The sequence below is a fragment of the Bosea sp. RAC05 genome (genome assembly GCF_001713455.1).
GTDB lineage: Bacteria > Pseudomonadota > Alphaproteobacteria > Rhizobiales > Beijerinckiaceae > Allobosea.
In genome coordinates this window covers 3,337,884-3,361,741 of sequence record NZ_CP016464.1, presented here as the reverse complement: position 1 = coordinate 3,361,741, position 23,858 = coordinate 3,337,884, and the positions used below count along the sequence as shown (strand labels likewise).

Genomic DNA, 23,858 nt, shown 5'->3' with positions numbered 1-23,858 from the left:
GATGCTCAGTTGATCTTCACGAGGGCGCCGTTGACGATCACCGTGGCGTCGCTCAGCACCTCGGTCTTGGCCACGCTCTTGATCGTGATCGTCGGCGAGGAGATCTCGATGCTCGTGGGCAGCATCTTGATCGTGCTCTGGCCGACCTTGAGGTTGATCTCGGTCTGGGCCTCGATGTCGAGCTTGCCCTGCTCGATGGTGAGCTTGTCGTCGCCGCTCTTGAGCGTGGTTTCGCGCGAGTAGCCACCGTCGCTGTAAGCGGGCCCGATCTCGCGCGTCTCCTTGCTCTTGATCAGGGCCTTGAAGTCCTTTTCCGCCTGGATGCTGAAAACCTCCTCACGGAAGCGGTCCTCGAACTTGATCTCGTTGTAGCAGTCGGCGAAGCCGGCGCCGTCGGTCGATTCCGATTTCAGCCCGGACTGGGTCTTGTTGTCAGGCAGGTTGTAGGGCGGCTTGTGCTGGTCGTTGACGACCGTCCCGGTCACCAGCGGCAGGTCCGGATTGCCCTCAAGGAATTCGACGACGACCTCCTGGCCGATGCGCGGGATGACCTGTCCGCCCCAGTTCTTGCCCGACCACATCTGCGCCACGCGGGTGCGGCAGGAGGTCGAGCCGTCCTCGCGGTCCCAGTGGAAGCGCAGATAGATCCGGCCGAACTCGTCGACGTCGATGTCGCCTTCCTCGCCTTGGTTGCGCTCGCCGACCACCTTGGCGGTGTGCGGTCCGTACACGGTGGGCCGCGGCGTCAGGAGCGGGGCGCGGAAGCGGCGGTCGCTCTTCTGGAGCTCGTAGGAGCCGCTGTAGTGGGTGTCGTCGCCGCCGCCCGAGCGGTAGCTCTGGCCGCTGAAGGCGTGACGGCAGCGCACGACGAGGTACTCGGTGTTCTCCGACGCCGTGGCATGGGCCGAGAGCGTCATCAGGGCGCCGGGGAACAGGCTCGGCGCATCGCCGGCGGCGTGGCGCCGGTCGTCGGGCGCCTGCTCGGCCTGGGCCCTGACGCGGGCGAAATGCTCGCCCTCGTCGCGCTTGATGTAGCTGCGGGGGTAGTCATAGGCCTCGTAGGCCTTGGCCTTGTCGAAGCCGGCCTCGGCCTGCGCCGTGAGGTCGGAGCCCGATTGCTGGAAGTCATAGTCCCTCAGCTCGATCTTGCCGGTGCGCAGCCGCCGCATCGTCGACCAGTGCGTCACGTGTTCGATGTGGCGCGGCATCCGGCTGCTCGGCGGCATCACCGGATAGGCTGTGCCGGCACCTGCGAAGGTCGGCTGGGCCGCCGCCTGAACGGGGTCGTGCGAGGAGCGTGCATCCGAGAGCACCAGCTTGTGGTCGCCGTCGACATGCTTGAAATAGTAGTAGATTCCGTACTGTTCCATCAGCCGCAGGACGAAATCGAGATCGGTTTCGCGATACTGCACGCAGTAGTCGATCGGGTTGAGCCGGTCGCTGGTGCGGTCCTCGAAACTCGCACTCTCTTCCTTTGCGAAGATCTGCTTGATGATCTCGATGGCGGTCTTGTTCTTGAAGATGCGGCAGTCAGCCCGCTGGGACAGGAGCCAGAGCCAGGGGCGCAGCGTGAACCGGTACTGATGCAGGTCCTGCTCCTTGCCGACCCACTGCGCATCGACCAGCGTTCCGTTGAAGATCCGCTCGCTGCCATCCTTGAGCGTCATCGTGATGGAGCATTTCTGGCTCATGATGCTCTGCAGATCGGCGTTTTCAGTTGTGCTTCTGGCCTCAACCTGAAAAGTAAAGAGTTCGCTCAAGCCCTCAGAGGCTTCGAACTGTGTCAGTGTAAAGACATCTTGACCCAAAGGCGTCGTAAACGACGCGGTTCTTTTCAGCTGTCGAAGATCGGCGTTCATCAACGAAACCCCGTGGTTCTAGATGCTATTTTATTATTGACGTGGCGGATGGCGCGAGTCATGGTGTGCGCCGTCAATCTTCGACCGCACGCGCGAAGCTAAACGGGAGGGGGACCATGCGCAAGCAACCCGCGATTACAGCCATCGCCGTCCTCGCCGCCTGTCTTTACGGGGCCCATTCGCTGGTCGCGCAGGCGCAGACCTACAAGGCGGACGACATCGTCAAGCATTTCAACCCGGCGCCGCCGCCCGTCAGCGCGACCCGCGGGCTGTGCATCGGAACCGAGGCCGACTGCAACAAGGCGGGCCATGCGGTGAAGCCCGCTGCGGCGGCGGCCTTCGATCTCGTGGTGCGCTTCAAGTACAATTCCGACGTTCTGGAGCCCGATGCGCGGGTCAATCTCGACGAATTCGCCAAGGCGCTGAAGACGCCGCAGCTCGGCGCCAGCCGCTTCGTCGTCGAGGGCCATACGGATGCGACCGGCACGCCCTCGTACAATCTCGACCTCTCGGAGCGACGGGCCCAGGCGGTGGTGCGCTATCTGCGCGAGCGCGGCGTCGACACGGCCAAGCTCGAGGCGCGCGGTTACGGCCAGACCAAGCCGGTCGTGGCCGACCCCTTCGCCGGCGAGAACCGCCGGGTCGAGACCCGGCTTCGGACGGAATGAGCGGGGCTGGGGAGCCCCTCCCGCAAGCCACCCGGCGGCCGAGCCGCCACCTGCGTAACCGGTGAGGGCGATGGCGTCTTTGAATTTCGCTGAGTTCGCGAAGGCGATCTCCGACGACGATCCCTGCGGGCCGGACCTCGAGGACGATACCGACTTCATGAACGTCACGGCGCGGCTCGAGGTCGCGCTGCCGGCGCAGTATTTCCGCCGCGACGATGACGGGAGGCAGGTTGCGTTCGACCGCAGCAGCATCGAGTTTCCCGCCGCCTTTTCCGATCTCGGCAAGCTGCTGAACCGCTCGCGCGACCTCAGGGCGCTGGTGCTGGGCGGCAAGCTCGCGATCCTCAACCGCGACGTGCCGGGCTTCGCGGATTGCCTAACGACCATCGCAACGCTCCTCGCGCAGCAGTGGGAGGCGGTGCATCCGCGCGCCATGGACGGCGATTTCGTCATGCGCGAGGTCGCGCTGCAGAGCCTCGACGAACTGCCGACCGTGGTTCTGCCGCTGCAGCATGCGCCGCTTTTCACAAGCCGGCGGCTCGGCCCCTTCGCCTTCCGCAGCCAGCTCGTCGCCACGGGCGAGACCAAGCTGGTCGAGGGCGAGCAGCATCCCGACCAGGGCATGATCCAGGCGGCGCTGGGCGATCTCGACATCGACGACCTGACCGCCGCGCTCGCGCGGGTTGGCGCGATCAAGGAAGCGCTCGCGGGCATCCGTGCGATCTGGCTGGAAAAGGTGGGTGCCGATCATGCGCTTAGCTTTCCGCGCCTCTCTGCGCTCGTCGATCAGATCGTCGCCTTTCTCGATGCGGCGGTGGCGCGGCGCGTTCCCGGCCACCAGGCGGTGGCGGGTCCGGCGCCGGGGGAGGCCGCTCCGGCAGGCCATTCCACTGTCGCGCCAGGGGCCTGCGGCAACATCCTTCAAGTGAAGGATACGCTGGCGGCCTGCCTCGGCTACTTTCGCCGCATGGAACCTTCCAGCCCGGCGGTCCTCCTGATCGGCCAGGCGCAGCAACTGATCGGCAAGTCCTTGATCGAGGTCATTCAGATCATGTTTCCGGAGCATGTCGGCCAGGCCGTGCTCGAGATCGGCGACCGGACCCGGTTCCGGCTGCCGCTCGAACGCCTGGGGGCCCCGGAGGGGCCTGCGGACGACGGTGGTTATGAAGAGACCTCCTACGACACGTCGGAGGAGGAGACCTTCGAGGAAGCCGAGGCGCTCGGCGACGGCGAGGACGACGGAGAGGTGGCCGGAGCGGCCTCGCCGGCCGAGCCGCCGCCCCTGTATGTCGCCAGCCGCGCCGACGCGGTGGCGGGGATGCGGGCGGTGGCGGCCTTCTACCGCCAGGTCGAGCCGTCACATCCGACGCCCCTGCTGATGGACAAGGCCTGCGCGCTGGCGCAGCAGGATTTCCTGGCGTTGCTCGGCAGCATCCTGCCGGAGGTGGCGGCGATGCCTGAGGCGGAGAACTAGCGCTTTCTGTTTTATTCGCTTGAACCGGTTGCGGGGCTCGCGCGACTATATCGATAGACGGCAAGAACGGTTACGGTGTCGCGTTACATCGGCGTGACGCAACTGCAGAGGGGCTGGCAACATGGCCGGAGATTCAGGTCAGAAGTTCATTCGCCGCAACAGGCCGCCGCGGGTCCACATTACCTATGAGGATCCCTACAATGCGGAGCAGAAGGTCGAGCTGCCCTTCGTCATGGGGGTGATGGCCGATCTCTCGGGCAATGCGGCCGGCGTCGAGAAGGCGGAGATCTCGCAGCGCAAGTTCCTCGACTTCGACATGGACAATTTCGACCAGCGCATGGCTGCGATCGAGCCGGGTGTCGCCTTCGCGGTTCCCAACAAGCTCGGTGACGGCGGCGACAAGCTCTCGGTCGCGCTGAAGTTCTCCAAGTTCGACGATTTCAACCCGGCCTCCGTCGCCCGGCAGATTCCGGCGATGGCCAAGCTGCTGGAGGCGCGCGAACAGCTCGCCAACCTGGTGCGCTTCATGGACGGCAAGATGGCCGCGAGCGACCAGATCAAGGCGCTGCTGGCCGATCCGCAGCTGATGGCCGCGCTGAAGGACAAGCTTGGCGACAAGCCTGCCGACGGCACCCCGGCCGAAGAGACCAAGTGAGCGAGGCGGCAATGGCAGCGGAAACACAATCCCAGCAGCCCGGCGCAGCTGCCGAGACGCGCGACGTCGAGGACTTCGCCTCGGTCCTGAAGCAGAGCTTCAAGCCGAAGACCGAACGCGCCGCGACCGAGGTCGAGGCCGGCATCGCGACCCTGGTCAACCAGGCGCTGGCGGACTCGACGCTGATCAAGAACGACGTGCTCGACACGATCGAGGAGATGATCGCGCGGCTCGACGCCAAGCTGACCGAGCAGATGAACGAGGTGCTGCACGCACCGGAGTTCCAGAAGATCGAGAGCGCCTGGCGCGGACTGAACTATCTGGTCTTCAACTCGGAGACCGACGCGCAGCTCAAGATCAAGGTGATGAACGTCTCGAAGAACGAGCTGTATCGGAACCTGAAGACCTATCCCGGCGCGCGCTGGGACCAGAGCCCGCTGTTCAAGCAGGTCTATGAGCAGGAGTTCGGCCAGCTCGGCGGCCAGCCCTTCGGCTGCCTGATCGGCGACTACCACTTCAGCCATGTGGCCACGGACGTGCAGCTGCTGCGCGACCTGTCCAAGGTGGCGGCGGCGGCCCATGCCCCCTTCTTCGCCGGGGCGGACCCGACGCTGATGGGCATGGATACCTGGACGGAACTGTCGAACCCGCGCGATCTCAGCAAGGTCTTCGACACGCCCGACTACGCGGCCTGGAAGGGCCTGCGCGACGCGGCCGACTCCCGCTATGTCGGCCTGTGCCTGCCGCGGGTGCTGTCGCGGGTTCCCTACGGCGCCAAGTCGGAGCCGGTCGAGGAGTTCGCCTTCGAGGAGGAGACCGACGGTCACACGGGCGAGAAGTACGCCTGGATGAACGCGGCCTATGCGATGGCCGTCAACATCAACCGGGCCTACAAGGAATATGGCTGGTGCACGCGCATCCGGGGCGTCCAGTCCGGCGGCGAGGTGATCAACCTGCCGACCCATACCTTCCCAACCGATGACGGCGGCGTCGACCTGAAGTGCCCGACCGAGATCGCCATCAGCGACCGCCGCGAGGCGGAACTGGCCAAGTCCGGCCTGATCCCGCTGATCCACCGCAAGAACACCGACAAGGCCGCCTTCATCGGCGCCCAGTCGCTGTACAAGCCCAAGGCGTTCTCGGGCCCCGACGGGGTGGCGGCGACGGCGTCCGACAACCTGTCGGCCCGGCTGCCCTACATGTTCGCAGTCTCGCGGTTCGCGCACTACCTGAAGTGCATGGTCCGCGACAAGGTTGGCTCCTACAAGGAAAAGGAGCCGCTGCGGCGCTGGTTGCAGGAGTGGATCACCGACTATGTCGACGGCGATCCGGTCAATTCCAGCGAAGAGACGAAGGCGCGGCGCCCGCTCTCCGATGCGCGCATCGATGTCTTCGAGGACGAGGAGAACCCCGGCTACTACTCGGCCAAGTTCTATCTCCGGCCGCATTTCCAGCTCGAGGGCATGGATATCGGCCTGAGCCTGGTCTCGCGACTGCCAGCTCCCAAGACCTGACCGTCACCTGACCAGCCGGTGACGTCAGCCAAGAAAGATCCCAGGCGCCCGTGTCGTTCGCGACCGGGCGCAGAGGAGAATTGCGTCCAGTATCCGGGTTTTTCGACCGAGTGTCCCCCAATCCCAACCAGAGGAGATCACCATGGCTAGCGACTTCATTCTCGAGCTCGACGGCATCAAGGGCGAAAGCCAGGACAAGAAGCTCGAGAACAACATCGACATCGACTCCTTCTCCTGGGGCATCAGCAATGCCGGCTCCCATGCGGTCGGCCAGGGCGGCGGCGCCGCCAAGGCCAGCTTCCAGGACATCCACTTCACCGCGCCCGTCAGCAAGGCCTCGCCGAACCTCGCGCTCTCCTGCGCCAACGGCAAGCACATCAAGAAGGCGGTGCTGCATGTCCGCAAGCAGGGCGAATCGCAGCAGGAATACTACACCATCACCCTCGAGGACCTGCTGGTGTCGAGCTATCAGTCCGGTGATGCGGCCGGCGGCTCCGGCGTGCCGACGGATCAGTTCTCGCTGAACTTCGCCAAGGTCAAGTACGAGTACAAGCCGCAGAAGAAGGACGGCACGCTCGACGCTCCGGTCACCATGACCTGGAACCTGAAGCTGAACGCCCCGTGAGAACGGCGGCGGACCGGGCTCCCGGTCTGCTGTGTCGCGATGGCCGTTGCGGGCGTGTTCCGCAACGGCCATCGTGCGTGTCCAGGGCATCGACAGGGTGTGCGGGCGTCATGCTGCACGGGTTACCATGAACGGCACGCTGACGAAAAAGCGGCTGCGTCCGCCCCTGATGTTCGCCTTCCGCGAGGCGCATCTGGAAAAGGATGCGAAGGTGTCGCTCGATCTGCGCGATGCCGGCGGCGAGCGGGTGATCGCCCAGCGTCGGGCCGCGCCCCGCGCCGCGATCACCGAGCCGAAGCTGCGCCGAGAGATCGCCATTGATCTCGACGCCCTCGTCAACACGATCAATCTGGGTTCCTCGGTCGATCTGTCGCGCCACGAGCATGTCCGCAAGTCGATCCTGAACCATGGCTTCCCCGACCTGACGAGCCGCTCGATCGACGAGCACCGGGTCGACCTGATCGCGGAGGACATGGTGGCGGCGCTGCTCGGCTATGAGCCGCGGTTGATCCGCAACTCGATCGCGGTCGAACGCGATCATTCGCTCGACCACGCCGAGCTCAAGGTCCGCTTCCTCGTCCAGGCCGATCTCAACTGCGAGCCGCTCAACGTGCCCGTCGAGTTCGTCGCCGATCTCGAGCTCGACACGGGCAAGATGGCGATCAGGAGCCGATAGGGCGATGCACCAGGAGTTTCTCGATCTCTACAATCAAGAGCTCCGCCTCTTCATGGAGCACTCGAAGGAGTTCGCGGAAGAGTATCCGGGCATTGCCGAAAGGCTGGGCGGGCTCGTCGGCGACCGGATGGACCCGATGGTGGGGGGCCTGCTGGAGGGCGCGGCCTTCCTGGCGGCGCGTGTCCAGCTCAAGCTGAAGCACGAGTTTCCCGAGTTCACCAACAATCTGATCGAGCAGCTGCTGCCGAACTATCTCGCGCCGACGCCGTCGGCGCTGCTCGCCGGCATCCGCCCGCCCTTTTCGGATCCGGGCCTGCGCGAGGGGATGACGATCCCGCGCGGTGCCTATCTCGACGCGACCTATCTCGAACGCGAGCGCCGTGTCGCCTGCCGTTACCGGCTCGGCGCGGAGGTGACGCTCTGGCCGTTCGACATCGCTGCGGCCGAGTACATCCCCGCGCCGGGGCCGCTGCAGGCGCTGGGGCTCTCGACGGACCGTCGCGCGCTGTCGGGGCTGCGGCTGTCGCTGGTTCACCGCACCATGAGCGATCCCGATCAGGAGCCGACGGCGGCGCAGGCGCTGAAGATGCCGACGAGCTGGTTCTCGGGCTGCCGCTGCAAGGATCTGACCGTCCATCTGCTCGGGGCCGAGGCCGATGCGGTGGCGCTCTACGAGCAGCTCTTCTCCGATTGCGTCGGCATCTATTTCCGCCACCTCGACGAATTCGGCGATCCGGTGATCACACCGGCCGACGGCGTTTCGCTGGAGCAGCTCGGCTTCGGCGAGGACGAAGCGCTGCTGCCCGGCGACACGCGCGTCTTCCGCGGCTTCGACCTGCTGCGCGAGATGTTCTGGTTCCCGCGCAAGTTCCTCGGGTTCCGGCTCGACGGGCTGGCGCGGATCATGCCGAAGCTGACGGCGAAGGCGGTCGACGTGATCTTCGTCTTCGACGAGGTCAATGCACGGCTGGCCGCGGCCGTGCAGAGGTCGATGTTCGCGCTCTACGCCGCGCCCGCGATCAACCTGTTCGAAAAGACGCTCGACCGCATGCCGGTCAGGACCAACCAGCACGAGTTCCACGTCGTGCCCGACCGCAGCCGGCAGCTCGACTACGAGCCGCACAGCATCCTCTCCGTCCACGCCCATTATGTCGGCGGGCGGGAGAAGCAGCCGGTGCATCCGCTCTATTCCTCGCCGGAGGGCGCTTCGCCGACGCAGGGGCTGCTCTACACCCAGCGCCGGCTGCCACGGCGCCGCTCCGCCGCCGAGCGGCGGCTCGGCCGGGCATCGGACTATACCGGCACGGACATGTTCATCTCGCTGGTCGAGCCGGCGGGCGTGACCGACGCGACCTCGGTGGCGGAACTCAGCGTGCGGGCGCTCTGCTCGAACCGGCATCTGCCGGAACATCTGCCCACCGGCGAGGGCGGCGCCGATTTCCGGCTGATCGACAATGTCGCGCTCGACGTCGCCTGCCTGTCGGGGCCGACGCCGCCGCGCGAGCCGATCGTCTCGCAATTGCGGCTGCGTTCGGAGACGGCGAGCACGGGCGTCGTCACCTGGCGGCTGATCAACCTGCTCAGCCTCAACCATCTCGGCCTCGTCCAGCGCGGGGCCGGCGAGAATGCGGAGGCGCTGCGCGAGTTGCTCTCGCTCTTCGCCGATCTCGCCGACAGCGCCACCGAGCGGCGCATCCGCGGCATCAAGAGCGTCGACAGCCGACCAGTCGTGCGGCGCTTTCCGCAGCGCGCGGGCACGGGCGCGGCGCGCGGGCTCGAGATCACCGTCGTGCTCGACGAGAAGGCCTTCGAGGGCTCGGGTGTCTTCCTGCTCGGGGCGGTGCTCGACCGCTTCTTCGCCGAATATGCGGCGATGAACCATTTCACCCAGACGGTGATCCGCACCGTCGAGCGCGGCGAGGTGATGCGCTGGCCGCCGCGCGCCGGATCGAGGCGGATCCTGTGACCGACAGCGCCCCCCTGCAGCGCGAGCCGAGCTATGCCGAGCAGCTCCAGGACGAGCCCTGGCGCTTCGATTTCTATGCGGTGATGCGCCGGCTGGAGCGCAGCTTTCCGGATCGTGGGCGGATCGGCGCGGTCGCAGCGCGGCGGGACGAGTATGTCGCGCTCGGCGAGCCGGCCTATCTCGATTTCGCGGCCTCAAGCATCGCCCAGGCCGACCGGGACGGGCAGGGGCGCCTGCGCCTCCTCGTCAAGTTCCTCGGCCTGCTCGGGCCGCAGGGCGCGCTGCCGCTGGCCACGACCGAGGAGAGCTATCACTGGCAGCTCGCGCGCGACGATGCCTTTCCGCGCTTCCTCGACATCTTCAACCACCGCTTCCTGCAGCTCTTCTTCCGGGCCTGGGCGGATTCGCGGCCGGTGGCGCAGCACGACCGGCCGGAGCGGGACCGTTTTGCGGCCTATGTCGGGAGCCAGATCGGGCTGGGCTCGGCGCCCTATCTCAACCGCGACAGCGTGCCCGACGCGGAGAAGCTCGCCCATGCCGGGCTGATCGGCGCTCAGGCGAAGTCGGCCTCGCGGCTGCGCGGGCTGCTGGCGGGGCTGTTCAAGGCCGAGGTCGAGATCGAGCAGTTCGTCGGCATGCGGCTGGTCTTCGATCCGGCCGACCGGACGCGGCTCGGCAGCCGGCATTGCACGCTGGGCGGCGACGCGCTGCTCGGCGCCAGCGTCTACAGCGTCGAGGACAAGTTCCGGGTCTGCATCGTGGCGCGAGATCTCGAGGAGTTCTCGCGCTTCCTGCCGAGCGGCGACCGCTGCGAGAAGCTGGCGGACGCCGTCTTTTTCCATCTCGGCGAGCAGTTCGAGTGGGATGTCGAGCTGGCGCTCCCGGTCGGGCAGGTCAAGCCGGCACGGCTGGGGCAGTTCGGCCAGCTCGGCTGGACGAGCTGGATGTCGCCGAACTGGGATGCCCCGCCCGGCGCCCTGCGGCGCGATGCCCGTTTCCACCCCGCCGAGCGCCTGCGCGAGCAACGCAGCCGGGCGCGTTCAAAACCCAACACCCGAACATCCTGACGTCCGAGGAGACCATTATGGCCGACATCAGTCTCGAAGCCGTCACAGGCAAGCTCAACCGGGTCGGTTATGAGGCCTTCATCCAGGCGTTGCGGCGGGCCAAGAGCGCCGGCAACCGCAATGTCGAGCTGGCGCATTGGCTGGCGCAGATCCTGCTCCGGCCCGCCACCGATATCGGCCTGACGGCGCAGCATTACGGCCTCGACATGGGCCGGCTGGCCACCGACATCGGCGGTGTCATGGAGGGTTTCCGCAAGAACGAGACGGAGATGCCGGGCGTTGCCAACAGCATCGTCGACGGTCTCGACCGCGGCTGGCACTACGCGACGCTGTTCTTCGGGGAGACGCAGATCCGCACCGGCCACGTCCTGGTCGCGATCCTGAAGTCGAACGATCTGCGCCGTGTCCTGACGGGCATCTCGAAGGAATTCGGCAAGATCCCGGTCGACGAGCTCGCCGCAGGCCACGCCAAGATCTGGGAGGCCTCGGAGGAGGAGAACCTGCGGCCGATGGACGGCTCGGGCCTTCGGGCGGCCGGCACGCCCGGCGCCGAACAGGCTGAAGGCGCCAAGGGGACGACCGCGCTCGACCGCTTCTCGCAGGACCTCACGGCCAAGGCGCGCACGGGCACGATGGACCCGATCCTCGGCCGCGACGACGAGATCCGCCAGGTCATCGACGTGCTGATGCGCAGGCGCCAGAACAACCCGATCCTCACCGGCGAGGCCGGCGTCGGCAAGACCGCGATCGCCGAGGGCTTCGCCCAGCGTGTGGCGTCCGGCGATGTGCCGCCGCCGCTCAAGGGCGTGCGCGTCTGCGCGCTCGACATCGGCCTGATGCAGGCCGGCGCCTCGATGAAGGGCGAGTTCGAGCAGCGGCTGCGCTCCGTCATCGACGAGGTGCAGTCCTCGCCGACGCCGGTGATCCTGTTCATCGACGAGGCGCATACGCTGATCGGCGCGGGCGGAGCGGCCGGCACGGGCGACGCCGCCAATCTGCTCAAGCCTGCGCTGGCGCGCGGCACGCTGCGGACCATCGCGGCGACGACCTGGTCGGAGTACCGGCAGTATTTCGAGAAGGACCCGGCGCTGACCCGGCGTTTCCAGCCGGTCAATGTCGACGAGCCGGATGTGGCGCGCTGCTGCACCATGCTGCGCGGGCTCATCGCTCCCATGGAAAAGCACCACAAGGTGCGCATCTCGGACGCGGCCATCGTCGCCGCGGTGACGCTGTCGCATCGCTACATCCCGGCCCGCCAGCTGCCCGACAAGGCGGTCAGCCTGCTCGACACGGCCTGCGCCCGCGTCGCGATCAGCCAGAGCGCGACCCCGGCCGCGATCGAGGATGCGCGCGTCGCCATCGCCGCGCTGGCGCAGGAGAAGGCGGCGCTGACGGCCGACCAGGATCTCGGCGGCGACACCGCCAAGCGGCTGGCCGAGATCGAGGTCGAGACCGCCGAAGGCCAGGGCAAGCTCGCCACGCTGGAGGCCGCGTGGGCGAGCGAGCTCGCCATCGTCGAGGAGATCAAGGCGCTGCGGGCGAAGCTCGCCGAGACGGCTGCCGCGGCCGCCGATCCCAAGGCCGATGTCGCCCAGCAGGTCGCGGCCGAGGCGTCGGGCGCGGAAGCACTACCCCCTGCCGAGACGCCGGACCCGGCCGCGGCGCGCGCGGCGCTGGCCGAGAAGTTCGCGGCGCTGTCGGAGATCGATCCGGCGCAGCGCATGATCTACGCCCATGTCGACGAGCAGTCGGTCGCCTCGGTCGTCTCCGACTGGACCGGGATTCCCGTCGGCCGCATGGTCGCCGACGAGATCGAGACGGTGCTGAAGCTGGCGGAGACGCTCAACAAGCGCGTCGTCGGCCAGGATCACGGACTGGCGATGATCGCGCGGCGCATCGAGACCAACCGCGCCAAGCTCGACAACCCCAACAAGCCGATCGGCGTCTTCATGCTCTGCGGCCCGTCGGGCGTCGGCAAGACCGAGACGGCGCTGGCGCTGGCCGAGCAGCTCTATGGCGGCGAGCAGAACGTCATCACCATCAACATGTCCGAGTTCCAGGAGGCGCACACCGTCTCGACGCTGAAGGGCGCGCCTCCCGGCTATGTCGGCTATGGCGAGGGCGGGCGGCTGACGGAGGCCGTGCGGCGCAAGCCCTATTCGGTCGTCCTGCTCGACGAGGTCGAGAAGGCGCATCCGGACGTCCACGAGCTGTTCTTCCAGGTCTTCGACAAGGGCGTGATGGAGGACGGCACCGGCCGGCGCATCGACTTCAAGAACACGCTGATCATCCTGACCTCGAATGTCGGTACCGACGAGATCATGGCGATGGCCTCCGACCCGGCGCAGCGCGCCGACCCGGAGTCGATCGCGGTGGCGCTGCGGCCGGCGCTGCTCAAGGTGTTCCCGCCGGCCCTGATCGGGCGCCTGGTGACGATCCCCTATTACCCGCTCTCGCCCGAGATGCTCGGCGGCATTGTGCGGCTGCAGCTCGGCCGCATCGGCAAGCGGATCCGCGACAATCACGAGGCCGCCTTCGTCTATGACGACGCGGTGGTCGCCCACATCGTCGCCCAGTGCAATGACCCCGATTCCGGCGGGCGTATGATCGACAACATCGTCACCAATTCGATGCTGCCGGCGCTTTCGCGCGCGATCCTCGGCCTCCAGCTTGAGAAGAAGCCGCTGACGGAGGCGAAGGTTTCGGTCGAGAACGGCGCCTTCGCCTACGCCGTGTCGTGAACCGCCGCAGCGCAGTCAGCCTGCATGGAGATGCCCCGATCGCTTCCACCTCGCAACCGACTGGATGAAGGATGCCGGCCATGGCCCTGAGATCGACGCGATTTGCCGCCCAGCCGCGACTGCAGCAGGCGGCGAAGAATGCCCCGCCGATCCGGCGGGGCTCCAGCGGCCAACATGTCTCCATCGTCCAGCAGGCCCTCATCGATCTCGGCCTGGGCATGGCGATCAGCACCAAGAAGAGCGGCAAGGCGGACGGCGTCTTCGGGGGCGAGACCGAGAGCCGGGTCTGGCAGTTTCAGGCGCGCACGGGGCTGTCGCGCGACGGTGTGATCGGGCGCGAGACACTCGAGACGCTGGACGCGCTGCTTCCGACGAACGGGCCGCCGCCGAAGCCGCTGCCGCCGGCGAAGATGACGCACAGGATCAACGTCCATATGCGGTCGATCGACAACCCGAAGGTCCCGGAGTTTACTCAGCTCAAGGTCATGCAGGAGGTTTTCGGCCAGTACCTGATCAATGTGGTGATGATGTCGGGCGAAAGCGTCGGCCTGAAGCCGGGCGAGCGGCTGACGCTCAAGGTCGTCGACGGCGACTGCCAATGGGACCAGGTCTCGGACGAGCAGAAGCTGCTGCAGAACTCCGGCAGCAACCAGATCGTCGGGATCAACGACGTCACGGTCTATTTCGCGACGGAGCTGCGGGAAACCAGCGGCAACACCCTTCAGGGCTGTGCCGGTCACGCGCCGACGCGTCCGGCGGTGATGATCGCCGCCAGCGCCATCGACAAGACCACGATGGCCCACGAGGTCTGCCATGTCCTGCTGGGCTCCAGTTTCGCGCCCGTTCATGTCGACGAGGACGCCAATCTGATGTGCAATGCGCCTGTCTGCACCGGCAAACCGGCCTATCTGAGCGTCGCGCAGCTGAACCGCGTCTTTGCCAGCAAGCTGGTCCAGAAGCTCCCCTAGGGAGGACGAGTCGGCAGGGAGAGGGCGGCGGATGTTGCAACCAGCGCGGCTGAAGAGCCGGTCGGGCTCCGAAGGCAGGGCCGAGCGGCAGCACGATGCGTCGGATGGCTCGGCGCCCCGGCGCCGTAGACCCTCGCGCGTGGGGCGGTTCGGCCGCATCCTGGTGCTGCTGGCGGCCATCCTCGGCATCGCCTGGGGTGGCGTCGCGACCTGGCTGCTCCATCAGGAGAAGGCGGTGGTGGCGGCGCTCCAGCAGGAGCAGCAGATCCTGCAGGCGAGCCATGACGAGCGCATGCGGGTCCTGACCCGCCGCCTCGTGAGTTCGATCGCGACGCAGCGCGCCCCCGGCGCCGCACCACGCGAGGGTGGCGGCGACGATCAGCTCGCCGATCTGATCGCGCGGCAGATCGAGCTCGAGGCGCGGCAGAACCTGCTGGGCACGCTGACGGGCCAGGCGGTCGCGCCCGTGCTGCCCAATAGCGGCGCGCAGGCGCCGGGCGGGGCCGGGGGGCTGGCGGCCGTCGATCCGTTCCAGGGCAACATCCTGGAGCATATCAACCCGGCCGTCGTCGCCCCGCAGAAGCGCCTGGCGGCCGTCGCGCTGCGGGCCGAGGAGGCGATGCCGCTCCCCGAGCGCGTGGCGCTGCTGCAGCAATCGCTCGACCGCATCGACCAGGCGCAGGGCCAGCAGGTCTCGGCGCTGGGCCTGCGCCTCGCCGGGCGGGTGCAGGAGGTGAGGGCGGCGCTGGCCGATCTCGGGCTCGATGTCGGTAAGGTCCGGCTGCCCCCGGCCCGGCAGGCGATGGGCGGGCCGCTGATCCCGCTCTCGGTGACGATGCGCGCCGGCAGCTTCGAGCATCGCGTGCTGCAGCTCGGCGAGGCGCAGGCGACTTTCGGGCGCTGGCGCGAGCTGGCGCAGATCGTGCCGCTGCGCCGTCCGCTGGACGGCGACGACAGCACGACGAGCAATTTCGGCATGCGCACCGACCCCTTCACCGGCGCGGCGGCGATGCATTCCGGCATGGATTTCCGCGGCGAGACCGGCACGCCGATCCGCGCCACCGGCGCCGGCAAGGTGCTGCGGGCCGAGGTCGCGGGCGGCTATGGCAATCTGGTCGAGCTCGACCATGGCAATGGGCTGACCACCCGCTACGCGCATCTCAGCGCCTTCGACGTGAAGCCGGACCAGATCGTTCCGCCCGGCGCCATTATCGGCCGGCTCGGCTCGACCGGGCGCTCGACCGGCCCGCATCTGCATTACGAGACGCGGTTGGCCGGCGAAGCGACCAACCCGCTGAAGTTCATCGAAGTCGGCACCCGCCTGTCGCAGCCCTCGCTGCCGCCGGGGGTGAGGTAGCCGGGGAATTCGTCGTTGCGAGCGTAGCGAAGCAATCCAGAAGGGCTCGCTCGACGTCCCCTGGATTGCTTCGCTACGCTCGCAATGACGGGAGGCGTCAGCCGTTTGCCGCCGCCTCCGCCATGAAGGCCTCCAGCGCCTCCTGCTCGTCCGCCGAGAGGCGCAAGCCCAGCTTGCTGCGGCGCCAGAGCACGTCGGCGGCCCGCGTCGCCCACTCCGCCCGCATGAGGTAGCGGACCTCGCGCTCGTACAGATCGGCGCCGAAATGGCGGCCGAAATCGGCCTCCTGGCCAGCGCCCTGCAGGATCTCGCGCGCTTTGGTGCCATAGGCCCGCACCAGCCGCGCGATCGTTGTGCGGGCCAGCCAGGGATGGGCGGATGCGAGCGCGTCGACCTGCGCGTCATAGCCCTCGACGGGGAAATCGCCGCCCGGCAGCGTGCCGGTGATGGTCCAGGTCGGGCGCGCGGCCCAGGCGGCATGGGGCCCGAGCTTTTCCAGCGCGGATTCGGCGAGGCGGCGATAGGTCGTGATCTTGCCGCCGAAGACCGAGAGCAGCGGCGCCTGGCCCTGCGGCGCGTCGAGCGTCAGGACATAGTCGCGCGTCGCCTCCTGCGCCTTGCTGGCGCCGTCGTCATAGAGCGGGCGCACGCCGGAATAGGTCCAGACCACGGAGGCCGGCGTCACCGGCTCGCGGAAATACTCGCTCGCGGCGGCGCAGAGATAGTCGATCTCCTCGGGCGTCGCCTTGGCGTCGGCGGGATTGCCGCGATAATCGCGGTCGGTCGTGCCGATCAGGGTGAAGTCGCGCTCATAGGGGATGGCGAAGATGATGCGCCCGTCGGCGTTCTGGAAGATGTAGCAACGGTCGTGATCGTAGAGCCGGGGCACGACGATATGGCTGCCCTGGACCATGCGGACGGCGGCCTTGGTATTGGAGCGGACGACGCCGCCGAGCACGTCGCCGACCCAGGGCCCGGCCGCATTAACCAGCGCCTTCGCCCGGATGCTGCGGCTCGTGCCGTTCGTCTCCGCGGTGATGCGCCAGACGCCGCCCTCGCGATCGGCCGAGACGACGCGGGCGCGGGTGTGGATCGCGGCGCCCTTCGCGGCGGCGTCCATGGCGTTGAGCACGACGAGGCGCGAATCCTCGACCCAGCAGTCGGAGTATTCGAAGGCGGTGGCGCCATTGTCCTTGAGCGGCCGGCCGGCGGCGTCCTGCGAGAGGTCGACGGTGCGCGTCGCCGGCAGTTTTTTGCGGCCGCCGATATGGTCGTAGAGGAACAGGCCGAGCCGCAGCAGCCAGGCCGGGCGGAGGCCCTTGTGATGCGGCAGCACGAAGCGCAGCGGCCAGATGATGTGCGGGGCCATCGCCCAGAGCCGTTCGCGCTCCATCAGCGCCTCCCGCACGAGCCGGAACTCGTAATGCTCGAGATAGCGCAGCCCGCCATGGATGAGCTTGGTCGAGGCGGAGGAGGTGGCGCCGGCGAGGTCGTCCTTCTCGAAGAGGACAACGGAGGCGCCGCGCCCCGCCGCGTCGCGGGCGATGCCGCAGCCATTGATGCCGCCGCCAATGACGGCGAGGTCGTAGGTGGTTTCCGTCTGCGTCATTCCGGTCTCGGTCATTCCGGTCTCAGGCCTTGAAGATGGTCGCACCCGTCAACCCGTGGCGGGCGCAGGCGTTGCGCGTGTCGACGACGAGTTTCGCATGGGCGGCGACCAGCGCGTAGTCGACGTCGTCATGGTCGGTGGCGATCAGCACCGCGTCGAAGCCGGCGATCGCCTCTGCCGTCAGCGGCGTGCTCGGGCGGGCGGCGAGTGCACCATGCTTCCGGCTCTTGCGGATCGCCGGGATGTGGGGGTCGTGATAGGCGGCCTGCGCGCCGCGGGCTTCGATCAGCTCGATCAGCTTGAGGGCCGGGCTCTCGCGCATGTCCTCGACATTCTTCTTGTAGGCGAGGCCGAGCACGAGGATGCGCGCGCCGCTGAAGCTGCGGCCGAGCTGGCGGTCGACGAGTTCGGCGAGACGATCGACGACGCGATAGGGCATCTCGGTGTTGATCTGCCCGGCGAGTTCGATGAAGCGCGTTGCGATGTCGAATTCGCGCGCCTTCCACGTCAAATAGAAGGGATCGATCGGGATGCAGTGCCCGCCGAGGCCCGGGCCCGGATAGAACGGCATGAAGCCGAAGGGCTTGGTCTTGGCGGCGTCGATCACCTCCCAGATGTCGATGCCCATGGCGGCATAGACCTGCTTGAGCTCGTTGACGAGGGCGATGTTGACGGCGCGGAAGATGTTCTCGGTCAGCTTCACCGCCTCGGCCGTGGCGGTCGAGGAGACCGGGACGGTTCTGACGACGAGGGCGCCATACAGCGCGTCCGCCATGGCGAGCGCCGAGGCGCCGTCGCCGCCGACGACTTTCGGAATATCGGAGGTGCCGAACTGGGCGTTGCCGGGGTCCTCGCGCTCCGGCGAATAGGCGAGGAAGAAATCCTTGCCGCTGCTCAGGCCCGCGGCGTCCTCCAGGATCGGCCGCATCAGCTCGTCGGTCGTGCCCGGATAGGTCGTCGATTCCAGCACGATGAGCTGGCCGGGACGCAGGCGCCGGCCGATCGCCCGCGTGGTCTGCTCGACATAGGAGAGATCGGGCTCGCGCTGGCGCGAGAGCGGAGTCGGCACGCAGATCAGCAGCGCGTCGGGCTCCGACAGCCGGTCGAAATCGGTCGTCGCCTCGAAGCGGCCTGCCGCGAGGCCGGCGACGATCAGCTCCATCGGGATGTGCTTGATGGTCTCGCGGCCGGCATTGATCTGGTCGACGCGGGCCTGATCGATGTCGAAGCCGATGACGCGGATGCCCTGGCGGAGCGCAGCCAGCGCCAGCGGGATGCCGACATAGCCGAGCCCGATGACGCCGATCACCACCGAGCGGTCGCGGACCTTCCCGACGAAATCCTGCGCGACATCAGCCAATTCCTGCACTCTCGCCTCCGGTTCGCGCGGAGCCGGCGCCCGTTCGAAACGGCGGGCCGGCCAGCCCGCGGTCCTTGCCGAGATCACCCTGTCTGTCAACGCGACCGAGCGCCCGGCGACGGTTACACCCGGCTTGCGCCGCAGACGCCGCAGCGCTCAGATGCGCGCGAAGCGCCCGACGCCCACACGCCGTCGCGGCGAACCACCGGATTCCGAACCGCCATGACCGTCACCGATATTGCGACGCGGACCTACAACCATGGCTGGCGGCTCGATCCGATCATCCGCAGCCTGCTCGACACGGATTTCTACAAGCTGCTGATGCTGCAGATGATCCGCGCCTTCCATCCGCAGGTGGAGGTCACCTTCTCGCTGATCAACCGCTCGAAGCACATCCGCCTCGCGGACATCGTCGACGAGGCGGAGCTGCGCGCGCAGCTCGACCATGCCCGCTCGGTGCGCTTCACCAAGAAGGAACTGATCTGGCTGGCGGGCAACTCGTTCTACGGCAAGAGGCAGATGTTCTCACCGGAGTTCCTGGCCTGGCTCGCCGATTTCCAGTTGCCCGACTACGAGCTGCGCCAGGTCGACGGGCAGTACGAGCTGCATTTCGAGGGGCCCTGGACCCATACGACGATGTGGGAGGTGCCGGCGCTGGCGATCATCAACGAGCTGCGGGCGCGGCGCGTCATGGTCGGGCAGAAGCGGTTTGCGCTCGATGTGCTCTATGCCCGTGCCAAGGCGAAGATGTGGGACAAGGTCGAGCGGCTGCAGAGGCTGCCGAACCTCAAACTCTCCGATTTCGGCACGCGCCGGCGCCATGGCCATCTCTGGCAGCGCTGGTGCGTCGAGGCGCTGAAGGAGGGGCTGGGGCCGAAATTCAGCGGCACCTCGAACGTGCTTTTGGCGATGGACGCCGATCTCGAGGCGATCGGCACCAACGCCCATGAGCTGCCGATGGTGCTCGCCGCGCTGGCCGACAGCGACGCCGAGCTGCTGCGGGCGCCCTACCGCGTGCTCGACGAGTGGCGTCAGGTCTATGGCGGCAATCTGCTGATCGCCCTGCCGGACGCCTTCGGAACGAGCGGCTTCCTGCGTCATGCGCCGGACTGGGTGGCGGACTGGACGGGCTTTCGCCCGGATTCGGCGCCGCCGATCGAGGCAGGCGAGGCGATCATGGCCTGGTGGCGCGAGCGCGGGCGCGATCCCAAGGAGAAGCTGCTGGTCTTCTCCGACGGGCTCGACGTGGATGCGATCGAGCGGGTCTACCGGCATTTCGACGGCAAGGTCCGCATGGCCTTCGGCTGGGGTACCGACCTGACCAATGATCTCGTCGGCTGCCTGCCCGACGGCTCGCGCGCGCTCGACCCGATGTCGCTGGTCTGCAAGGTCACCAGGGCGAACGGGCGCCCCGCGGTGAAGCTCTCCGACAATCCCGAAAAGGTCTCGGGTGAGGGCGAGGCGGTGGCGCGCTATCGGCGCGTGTTCGGGAGCGGCTGAACCCAAACACGGCCTTCGGCCCGCGAGCGATCCGCCCAAGAACAGTCCGCTCGCGAAAGCGTTATAGTTCGTTCGTCTGATGACTAGTGCACGCGACGCCACGGCCCTTGCGTCACACAAGCCTTCCTGCTCTCCTGCGATCAAGACGCCACAGCCAAAAAGTGGTGCTTGAACAGGGGAGAGAGACATGACGTCTGCGAACACCAAGGGACAATCGCGTCGGAAATTCCTGAAGACCTCGCTGGTCGCCTCGGCCGCGACAGTCGCTGCGCCGGCGATCGCGCAGCAGGCCGGGCCGATCGCGATGCGCTGGCAGAGCACCTGGCCGGCGAAGGACATCTTCCACGAATACGCGCTCGATTTCGCCAAGAAGGTCAACGACATGACCGGCGGCGACCTGAAGATCGAGGTGCTGCCCGCCGGCGCGGTCGTGCCGGCCTTCGGCCTGCTGGAGGCGGTGTCGAAGGGCACTCTGGACGGCGGCCATGGCGTGCTCGTCTACCACTACGGCAAGCAGACTGCGCTGGCGCTGTGGGGCTCGGGCCCGGCCTATGCCATGGACGCCAACATGCTGCTCGCCTGGCACAAATACGGCGGCGGCAAGGAGCTTCTGGCCAAGCTCTATGCCTCGATCGGCGCCAATGTGCAGTCCTTCCCCTATGGGCCGATGCCGACGCAGCCGCTCGGCTGGTTCAAGAAGCCGGTGACCAAGCTCGAGGACATGAAGGGGCTGAAATACCGCACCGTCGGCATCTCGATCGACATCTTCACGGGGATGGGCCTGGCCGTGAACGCGCTGCCGGGCGGCGAGATCGTCTCGGCGATGGATCGCGGCCTGCTCGATGCGGCCGAGTTCAACAACGCCAGCTCCGACCGCGTGCTCGGATTCCCCGACGTCTCGAAGGTCTGCATGCTGCAGAGCTACCATCAGAACGCCGAGCAGTTCGAGATCATGTTCAACAAGACGAAGTTCGACGCCCTGCCCGACAAGATGAAGGCGATCATCTCGAACGCCGTCGAGGCCGGCTCGGCGGAGATGTCCTGGAAGGCGATCGACCGCTATTCGCAGGACTATGTCGAGCTGCAGTCGAAGGACAAGGTGCGCTTCTACAAGACGCCGGACGCGATCCTGAAGCGCCAGCTCGAGCTCTATGACGAGGTGGCGAAGAAGAAGGCGGCCGAGAACCCGCTCTTCGCCGAGATCCTCAAGTCGCAGCTCGCCTTCGCCAAGCGCGCGACGCGCTGGGAGCAGGACACGGTGGTCAACCGCAAGATGGCGTTCGACCACTACTGGGGTCCCAACGGCGTCGCCACCAAGCTCTGAGCCTCTCCCGATATCGGCCATGGCCGGCACCCCGTGTGCCGGCCATGGCGCCTGCCTGCGAGGCCTCGAATGAGCGTCGAGAAAGTCCTTCTCGCCTGTGATCGCGTCAGCACCTTCTTCGGCAAGATGGCGGCCTGGCTGATCATCGGCCTGATGCTTCTGGTCTGTGCCGAGGTCTTCAAGCGCTACATCCTGAACGCGCCGACGGCGTGGATCTTCGACGCCAGCAACATGCTCTACGGCTCGCTGTTCATGCTCTGCGGCGCCTACACGCTCGCCCAGAACGGCCATGTCCGCGGCGATTTCCTGTACAGCTCGATGAAGCCGCGCACCCAGGCGGGCCTCGATCTCGCGCTCTACATCCTGTTCTTCCTGCCGGGCATCTGCGCGCTGGTCTATGCGGGCTACAGCTATGCCGGCGATTCCTGGCGCATCGGCGAGCATTCCAACGTCACCGCCGACGGGCCGCCGGTCTATCATTTCAAGACGGTGATCCCGGTCGCCGGCGCGCTCGTCCTGCTCCAGGGCATGGCGGAGATCATCCGCTGCCTCGTCTGCCTGAAGACCGGTGCCTGGCCGGCGCGGCTCAAGGACGTCGCCGAGATCGACGTCGTCGAGGAGCAACTGGCCGCCAGCGAGCATATCGACGAGGCGACGCGGCGGGCCGCGATCGAACGCACGCACAGCATCGACGAGACGGCCCGCCAGCGCGGGCTGGGCGGAGACCGGCATCCATGAGCGACCCCGCCCTCGGCCTGAGCATGCTCGGGCTCATCGTCGTCGTCATCATCCTCGGCTTCCCCACCGCCTTCACGCTGATGGGGCTGGGGATGATCTTCGGCTACGTCGCCTTCTACGACCCGACCCAGGCCTGGTACGCGAACCGGATCTTCGACCTGATGGTCCAGCGCACCTATGGCGCGATGACCAACGACGTCCTGATCTCGATCCCGCTCTTCGTTCTGATGGGCTATGTGATGGAGCGGGGCGCGCTGGTCGACAAGATGTTCTACGCCGTCCAGCTCGCCTTCCGGAACGTGCCGGCGGCGCTGGCGGTGGCGACGCTGCTGGTCTGCACCTTCTGGGGCATCGCCAGCGGCCTGGTCGGTGCCGTCGTCGTCCTGATGGGCGTCATCGCCTTCAACCCGATGCTCAAGGCCGGCTACGACGTGAAGCTCGCTGCCGGCGTGATCACGGCCGGCGGCACGCTCGGCATCCTGATCCCGCCCTCGGTGATGATCATCGTCTATGCGGCGGTGGCCGGGCAGTCGGTGGTCAAGCTCTATGCCGCCGCGATGTTTCCCGGCTTCTTCCTCGCCTTCCTCTATCTGGTCTACATCGTCGGCTGGGCGCTGCTGAATCCGCGCGTGGCGCCGAAGCTGCCGCCGGAGCAGAGGCAGGTTCCCGTTCCCGACTGGACGAGGACCCTCGCCGAGCCGCATCGCGGCCGGGTGTTCCCGGCGCTGAGCCGCGCCCTGCTGTCGCCGGCGCGCGCGCGCGGGATCGAGCGTGACGGACAGCCCGTGACCCGTGGCGCGCTGCTGCAGGCCTGGGGTTATGCGCTGGTGCCGCTCACCCTGGTCACGCTGACGCTGGCCGTGGTGTGGTGGTACGTCGTCATCCACCAGCAAGCCGGTGCGGTCGAGGCGGTGACGGCGGTCGAGCAATTGGGCACGCCCGATCTCGTGCCCGATGACGCGGGCCAGGGCAGCAAGGGGCCGCCGACCGCCTTCTATGTCTGGTTCGGCGCCATCGCCTTCGGCTTTGCGGCGCTGATGGCGCGCTACTATGCGAGGATGACGGCGGAGCGGCTCGAGGTCATCCGCATGCTGACCGACGCCGTCCTGCCGCTCGGCCTGCTGACGGCGGTGGTGCTGGCGGTGATCCTGTTCGGCATCACCACCGCCACCGAATCCGCGGCCGTCGGGGCGGCGGGCGCCTTCCTGCTCGCCTTCCACGCCCGCAGCCTGAACTGGAAGAAGATCAAGGAAGCGGTGTTCCTCACCGCCAAGACGACCTCGATGGTGTGCTGGCTGTTCGTCGGCTCGGCGATCTTCTCGGCGGTGTTCGCGCTGCTCGGCGGGCAGGCCCTGCTGGAGAGCTGGGTTCTGTCGCTGAACCTGTCGCCGCTGCAGTTCATGATCCTCTCCCAGGCGATCATCTTCGTCCTGGGCTGGCCGCTGGAATGGACCGAGATCATCGTGATCTTCGTGCCGATCTTCCTGCCGATGCTGAAGCATTTCGGCATCGACCCGATCCTCTGGGGCGTGCTGGTCTTCGTCAATCTGCAGGCGGCCTTCCTGTCGCCGCCCGTGGCCATGTCGGCCTTCTACCTCAAGGGCGTCGCTCCGTCGCATGTGACGATCAACCAGATCTTCGCGGGGATGATGCCCTATATGCTGATCGTCATTCTCTGCATGGTGCTGATGTATATCTGGCCGGGCCTGACACTGTGGCTGCCCGAGTATCTCTATGGCGGCTGAGCCGGCGGCCTT

The 23,858-nt window shown here is 67.2% G+C and carries 18 protein-coding genes; 15 read left to right on the top strand and 3 right to left on the bottom strand.

Features of this window, described 5'->3' with window-relative positions; genetic code table 11:
* Positions 1 to 5 precede the first annotated feature (5 nt).
* Positions 6 to 1,859: a type VI secretion system Vgr family protein gene (locus BSY19_RS19385; protein ID WP_069055565.1), complete on the bottom strand. Its 1,854-nt coding sequence runs from the start codon at positions 1,857 to 1,859 to the stop codon at positions 6 to 8.
* A gap of 116 nt (positions 1,860 to 1,975) precedes the next feature.
* Between BSY19_RS19385 and BSY19_RS19380 the strand changes: the two genes are divergently transcribed.
* The 11 genes from BSY19_RS19380 (at position 1,976) to BSY19_RS19330 (ending at position 15,570) form a co-directional block, all read left to right on the top strand.
* Positions 1,976 to 2,527 (top strand): OmpA family protein, encoded by a 552-nt coding sequence (locus tag BSY19_RS19380; RefSeq protein ID WP_069055564.1) that lies wholly within the window; start codon positions 1,976 to 1,978, stop codon positions 2,525 to 2,527.
* 70 nt (positions 2,528 to 2,597) lie between these two features.
* A complete protein-coding gene (locus tag BSY19_RS19375; RefSeq protein ID WP_083247706.1) occupies positions 2,598 to 4,001 on the top strand; it encodes a type VI secretion system protein TssA in 1,404 nt (467 codons plus the stop codon).
* Positions 4,002 to 4,122: 121 nt separating this feature from the next.
* Positions 4,123 to 4,656, top strand: a complete 534-nt coding sequence (gene tssB / locus BSY19_RS19370) for a type VI secretion system contractile sheath small subunit (RefSeq protein ID WP_069055562.1) — start codon at positions 4,123 to 4,125, stop codon at positions 4,654 to 4,656.
* Positions 4,657 to 4,667: 11 nt separating this feature from the next.
* Positions 4,668 to 6,170 carry a type VI secretion system contractile sheath large subunit gene (tssC, locus tag BSY19_RS19365; protein WP_069055561.1) on the top strand — a complete coding sequence of 501 codons (1,503 nt, stop codon included), beginning with the start codon at positions 4,668 to 4,670 and terminating at the stop codon, positions 6,168 to 6,170.
* Between the two features lie 142 nt (positions 6,171 to 6,312).
* Positions 6,313 to 6,795 carry an Hcp family type VI secretion system effector gene (locus BSY19_RS19360; RefSeq protein WP_069055560.1) on the top strand — a complete coding sequence of 161 codons (483 nt, stop codon included), beginning with the start codon at positions 6,313 to 6,315 and terminating at the stop codon, positions 6,793 to 6,795.
* Between the two features lie 127 nt (positions 6,796 to 6,922).
* Complete coding sequence (locus BSY19_RS19355) at positions 6,923 to 7,471, top strand: GPW/gp25 family protein (RefSeq protein WP_236840408.1); 549 nt, start codon at positions 6,923 to 6,925, stop codon at positions 7,469 to 7,471.
* 4 nt (positions 7,472 to 7,475) lie between these two features.
* Complete coding sequence (gene tssF / locus BSY19_RS19350) at positions 7,476 to 9,437, top strand: type VI secretion system baseplate subunit TssF (protein ID WP_069055559.1); 1,962 nt, start codon at positions 7,476 to 7,478, stop codon at positions 9,435 to 9,437.
* Positions 9,434 to 10,504, top strand: a complete 1,071-nt coding sequence (gene tssG / locus BSY19_RS19345) for a type VI secretion system baseplate subunit TssG (RefSeq protein ID WP_069055558.1) — start codon at positions 9,434 to 9,436, stop codon at positions 10,502 to 10,504. The genes tssF and tssG overlap by 4 nt, the downstream gene beginning before the upstream one ends.
* 17 nt (positions 10,505 to 10,521) lie before the next feature.
* Complete coding sequence (gene tssH / locus BSY19_RS19340) at positions 10,522 to 13,245, top strand: type VI secretion system ATPase TssH (RefSeq protein WP_069055557.1); 2,724 nt, start codon at positions 10,522 to 10,524, stop codon at positions 13,243 to 13,245.
* A gap of 80 nt (positions 13,246 to 13,325) precedes the next feature.
* On the top strand, positions 13,326 to 14,213 hold the full coding sequence (locus BSY19_RS19335) for a peptidoglycan-binding domain-containing protein (protein WP_069055556.1): 888 nt from the start codon (positions 13,326 to 13,328) through the stop codon (positions 14,211 to 14,213).
* A gap of 139 nt (positions 14,214 to 14,352) precedes the next feature.
* Positions 14,353 to 15,570 carry a M23 family metallopeptidase gene (locus tag BSY19_RS19330; RefSeq protein WP_069055555.1) on the top strand — a complete coding sequence of 406 codons (1,218 nt, stop codon included), beginning with the start codon at positions 14,353 to 14,355 and terminating at the stop codon, positions 15,568 to 15,570.
* Between the two features lie 97 nt (positions 15,571 to 15,667).
* Here BSY19_RS19330 and glpD read toward each other — a convergent pair whose 3' ends face one another.
* Both glpD and BSY19_RS19320 read right to left on the bottom strand, forming a co-directional pair.
* A complete protein-coding gene (gene glpD, locus BSY19_RS19325) occupies positions 15,668 to 17,194 on the bottom strand; it encodes a glycerol-3-phosphate dehydrogenase (RefSeq protein ID WP_236840407.1) in 1,527 nt (508 codons plus the stop codon).
* Between the two features lie 7 nt (positions 17,195 to 17,201).
* Positions 17,202 to 18,548 carry a nucleotide sugar dehydrogenase gene (locus tag BSY19_RS19320; RefSeq protein ID WP_150129671.1) on the bottom strand — a complete coding sequence of 449 codons (1,347 nt, stop codon included), beginning with the start codon at positions 18,546 to 18,548 and terminating at the stop codon, positions 17,202 to 17,204.
* A 213-nt stretch (positions 18,549 to 18,761) separates the two neighbouring features.
* Between BSY19_RS19320 and pncB the strand changes: the two genes are divergently transcribed.
* The 4 genes from pncB (at position 18,762) to BSY19_RS19300 (ending at position 23,846) form a co-directional block, all read left to right on the top strand.
* Positions 18,762 to 20,039 carry a nicotinate phosphoribosyltransferase gene (gene pncB / locus BSY19_RS19315; protein WP_069055553.1) on the top strand — a complete coding sequence of 426 codons (1,278 nt, stop codon included), beginning with the start codon at positions 18,762 to 18,764 and terminating at the stop codon, positions 20,037 to 20,039.
* A 187-nt stretch (positions 20,040 to 20,226) separates the two neighbouring features.
* The gene (locus BSY19_RS19310; protein ID WP_069055552.1) at positions 20,227 to 21,363 is read left to right on the top strand and encodes a TRAP transporter substrate-binding protein; all 1,137 of its coding nucleotides are present in this window, start codon (positions 20,227 to 20,229) and stop codon (positions 21,361 to 21,363) included.
* 69 nt (positions 21,364 to 21,432) lie between these two features.
* Positions 21,433 to 22,101: a TRAP transporter small permease subunit gene (locus BSY19_RS19305; protein ID WP_069055551.1), complete on the top strand. Its 669-nt coding sequence runs from the start codon at positions 21,433 to 21,435 to the stop codon at positions 22,099 to 22,101.
* Entirely contained in the window at positions 22,098 to 23,846 is a 1,749-nt protein-coding gene (locus tag BSY19_RS19300) for a TRAP transporter large permease (protein WP_069055550.1), read from the top strand. The genes BSY19_RS19305 and BSY19_RS19300 overlap by 4 nt, the downstream gene beginning before the upstream one ends.
* Positions 23,847 to 23,858 lie beyond the last annotated feature (12 nt).

Coding starts and splice junctions, on each gene's coding strand:
- BSY19_RS19385 (WP_069055565.1), bottom strand. CDS start 1,859: ATGAACGCCGATCTTCGACAGCTGAAAAGAACCGCGTCGTTTACGACG.
- BSY19_RS19380 (WP_069055564.1), top strand. CDS start 1,976: ATGCGCAAGCAACCCGCGATTACAGCCATCGCCGTCCTCGCCGCCTGT.
- BSY19_RS19375 (WP_083247706.1), top strand. CDS start 2,598: ATGGCGTCTTTGAATTTCGCTGAGTTCGCGAAGGCGATCTCCGACGAC.
- tssB (WP_069055562.1), top strand. CDS start 4,123: ATGGCCGGAGATTCAGGTCAGAAGTTCATTCGCCGCAACAGGCCGCCG.
- tssC (WP_069055561.1), top strand. CDS start 4,668: ATGGCAGCGGAAACACAATCCCAGCAGCCCGGCGCAGCTGCCGAGACG.
- BSY19_RS19360 (WP_069055560.1), top strand. CDS start 6,313: ATGGCTAGCGACTTCATTCTCGAGCTCGACGGCATCAAGGGCGAAAGC.
- BSY19_RS19355 (WP_236840408.1), top strand. CDS start 6,923: ATGAACGGCACGCTGACGAAAAAGCGGCTGCGTCCGCCCCTGATGTTC.
- tssF (WP_069055559.1), top strand. CDS start 7,476: ATGCACCAGGAGTTTCTCGATCTCTACAATCAAGAGCTCCGCCTCTTC.
- tssH (WP_069055557.1), top strand. CDS start 10,522: ATGGCCGACATCAGTCTCGAAGCCGTCACAGGCAAGCTCAACCGGGTC.
- BSY19_RS19335 (WP_069055556.1), top strand. CDS start 13,326: ATGGCCCTGAGATCGACGCGATTTGCCGCCCAGCCGCGACTGCAGCAG.
- glpD (WP_236840407.1), bottom strand. CDS start 17,194: ATGACCGAGACCGGAATGACGCAGACGGAAACCACCTACGACCTCGCC.
- pncB (WP_069055553.1), top strand. CDS start 18,762: ATGACCGTCACCGATATTGCGACGCGGACCTACAACCATGGCTGGCGG.
- BSY19_RS19310 (WP_069055552.1), top strand. CDS start 20,227: ATGACGTCTGCGAACACCAAGGGACAATCGCGTCGGAAATTCCTGAAG.
- BSY19_RS19305 (WP_069055551.1), top strand. CDS start 21,433: ATGAGCGTCGAGAAAGTCCTTCTCGCCTGTGATCGCGTCAGCACCTTC.
- BSY19_RS19300 (WP_069055550.1), top strand. CDS start 22,098: ATGAGCGACCCCGCCCTCGGCCTGAGCATGCTCGGGCTCATCGTCGTC.